Origin of the sequence: Nocardia sp. JMUB6875 (assembly GCF_041154655.1) — a bacterium.
Lineage (GTDB): Bacteria > Actinomycetota > Actinomycetes > Mycobacteriales > Mycobacteriaceae > Nocardia.
In genome coordinates, this window is record NZ_BAAFGR010000332.1 from 1 (window position 1) to 3,421 (window position 3,421).

Here is a 3,421-nt window from a genome sequence, read left to right on the forward strand (position 1 = left end):
CCCCCTCCCGGGTCATGCGCGACGAACACCGCCCCCGCCGCGGCACCCTCCCGGACCGCCGAATGCTGCGCCGCGACACCCCGATCGACTACTCGGCGGAGTTCGCGGACCCGGAACCGGCGGTGGAACCGCCACGGCCCGAGATCGAATCGCGGACCGTCGAGCACCACGCCGATATCGACGCCGCGGGTCGGGCCGGCGCGGACGTCGACCACCCGGCGGTGCCCGCATCGCGCCCGAACCCGGCGACCGGTGGTTACGACACGGTAGAGCGTGCGGATCATGGTGTGCGCGAGGGTGATTCGGGTCGTGCCGGGCGCGGCGCCGACACGGTCCGGACGGGCCCGTCGGACTCGGAAGCCGGGGGCGGGGTCGCTACGTGGGACGCCGCCGCGCTTGCCGAACCGGGCGGTCGGGATGGTGAGGCGCGGGGCGCCGTCGCCCAGCCGTCGCGGCGTCGGCTTCCGGCCATGCCCGCGCTCGAACCCACCGGCGGGGCGGGCGAATCGGGCGATCGGATCTCGGACGTCGCGGAGGCGGCACACAATTCGGCGGCCGAGGGCGACGGCATCACCGCTTCCGCGCCTGAAATGTCGGGAATAGCGGAACCTTCGGTGGGTCGCGAGCTCGCGTTGCCGCATGAGCACGACTCCGCCGATGCGCTGCGCGCGGCGGCGGCCGGGCTGCGCGAGGAGCCCGCGGCCGCATCCCTCTCGCCCTCCGCACCCGAACGGCCGGAGCGCAGGCGGGTGCGCGGGCCGGAACCGACCGAGGGAGAACGGATGCGGCGCAAGCGCAGTCGTGAGGCGGCGGCCGACGGCGATGCGCAGCGGCGCGGCGAGGGCGAGCCGGGACGTGTCCGGCGGACCGACCCGGACCGGGAAATGTGGCGCGGCAACGGCTCCGAAGGGCGCAACGGTGCCGAAGGACGTACCGGCTCCGAAGGGCGCGGGCGGCCCACGGACGCGGATCGCGTGCATCTCGGCGGACGGGCCGGAGCACCGGGGCGAGGACGGTCGGCGCGACCGGGCACCGAGGCGGGGGAGCGGCCGGTGCGCAAGCGGCCCGCGCGCAGTGCGCGGCCCGACCGGGCCACCGTCGAGGCCGAGCGGAGCCGGAAGGGCCAGCGGGACAAGGCCGCCGAGAAGGCCGAGCGGGAGGCGGCGGCCAAGCGGGCCGCGGCGCGCAAGGCGGCGGCCAAGAAGAAGCAGCAGGGCCCCAAGCTGCTCGACGACAGCACCCGCGCCAAGCTCGAGGTCACCGCGCGCGAGGGCAGCGGGCTCAAGGCCGCCTGGGCGACCTTCCGGCTGCACACCGACGATCTGCGCCGCCGGAATTTCGCGGCGCGCGCGGAGCGGATGGAGTACGGCAGCTTCGACGAATTCGACCGCACCACAGCGCAACTCACCGATCGCGGCTATATCGGCCCCGGCGGCGGCCGGATGAACGTCGTCGGCCGACCGGTCGAATACCGGGCCACCACCGCGCAGGTCGCGGGCCTGTGGCCGTGGTCGGTCGGCGCGGGCGCGCCGCTGATCGGCACCCCGCTGGGCTCGCATCTGCACACCGGCGCGCCGGTGTGCTTCGACCCGATGAACTGGTTCATGCGCGGCAGCTTCATCACCGCGCCGAGCCTTTTCGTGCTGGGGCTCAACGGTTTCGGCAAGTCCTCGCTGGTGCGCCGGATCGTGCTCGGCGGTGTCGCCCAGGGCATCACGCCGCTGATCCTCGCCGACGTCAAGCCCGACTACCGCAAGCTGGTGGAACTGGTCGGCGGCCAGGTCATCGACCTGGGTTACGGCCACGGCAAACTCAACCCGCTCGCCGCCGGCGTGCTCGGCTCGATCGTGCCGATGCTGGAAGCCTTCCCAGAACTGCAGACCCAGGTGATGCAGGAAATGCGCGCCCGCCAGGTCACTCTCGTGGCCGGTCTGGTGGAACTGGTGCGCGGCGCCCGGGTGCGCGACTTCGAGGAAACCCTCATCAACACCGGCCTGCGCATCCTCTACCGCGAGGGCAGCGGCTTCACCCCCGACCAGCCGCCCATCCTCGAGAACCTCCTGGACGTGGTCGTCGCGGGCGGCGCGGAAATGCAACTCGACGCGGGCGCGGACAACCCGGAGGAATACCACGAGGCCATCAAGGGCCTGCGCCGCTCCCTGCGCGCCCTGACGCAGGGCCCCTTCGGCGCGATCTTCAACGGCCACACCACGACTCCCATCGACACCACCGCCACCGCCGTCTGCATCGACGTCTCCCACATCCCCAACGGCGACAAGAAGCTCAAGGCCGCCGTCATGCTGGCCTGCTGGGCCGACGGCTTCGCCTCCGTCGAGGCCGCGCACGTGCTGGCGGACGCGGATCTGGGCCCGCAGCGCTACTTCCAGGTCGTCATGGACGAGCTGTGGCAGGTGCTGGGATTGGGCGACTTCATGGTCGACCGCGTCGACGAGCTCACCCGTCTGCAGCGCGGCATCGCCACCTCGCTCATCATGATCAGCCACACCATCAAGGACCTGCAGGCCCTGGGCTCCGAGGCGGCCATCGCCAAGGCGCTCGGCTTCCTGGAACGCGCCCGCGCCAAGATCTTCGGCGCGCTGCCCGCCGAGGAGATCTCGCGCCTGGATTCCACCGTGCCGTTCACCGCCGCCGAGGAGGAGATGGTGACCAGCTGGTCCGCGCCGCAGGCACTTACCGGCGAGGCGCTCAAACCGGGCCAGCAGCGCCCGCCCGCGCCCGGCACCGGCAAGTTCCTGCTCAAGATCGGTGAGGACCGCCGCCCCGGAATCCCGTTCCACATGGAGTTCACCCTCTCCGAGCGGGAGAGCGGAATCCACGACACCAACCAGCGTTTCAGCGAATTCACCGAGACCACCGCCAGCCGCGGCTCGGACGAGGGGAGCGCCGCATGATGCCGCACCGGTCGTATCGAAGAGTGTCGCCCGAGGTCAGACAGGCCGCGGTCGAACAGGTCATCGCGCTCACCGGCAAGCTCCGCTCGGAATCGGAGGCCTGCCGGGTGGTCGCCGACCAGATCGGCGTGCACACCAACTCGGTGCGCAACTGGGTCCGCGCCGCGGAGAGCCCGGGCCTGGAACGCATGGACGCTATCGCGTTGCGCCGCAAGGTGGCGCTGCTGCAGCAGCAGCTGGCCGCCGCGGCCGAGATGAACCGCACCCTGGTGGAAACCCTCCACGACGCCAAGCGCGGCACATGAGCCGCATGATATGGCGCGGGCATCGACATCGGCGACTAGCCTGGAAGGGAGGCCCTTCGCAGGTGGTGATGGCTGTGCTGAGCATGACGGTGGTGGTGAGCACGGCGCTGCTGAGCACCGCGTGCGCCACCGGCTCGAGCGGCGGTGGCGGCTCGAAATCCACCGGCGCGCAACCGCCCACGTCCACCACCCGGTTGCTCGAGG

2 protein-coding genes are annotated in these 3,421 nt (G+C 72.0%); both read left to right on the plus strand.

Annotation, left to right across the window (positions count from 1 at the left end; all coding sequences use genetic code 11):
- Positions 1 to 884 precede the first annotated feature (884 nt).
- On the plus strand, positions 885 to 2,912 hold the full coding sequence (locus tag ACAM49_RS39310; RefSeq protein ID WP_369640597.1) for a hypothetical protein: 2,028 nt from the start codon (positions 885 to 887) through the stop codon (positions 2,910 to 2,912).
- Positions 2,913 to 2,935: 23 nt separating this feature from the next.
- Positions 2,936 to 3,217 (plus strand): transposase, encoded by a 282-nt coding sequence (locus tag ACAM49_RS39315; protein ID WP_245550498.1) that lies wholly within the window; start codon positions 2,936 to 2,938, stop codon positions 3,215 to 3,217.
- Positions 3,218 to 3,421 lie beyond the last annotated feature (204 nt).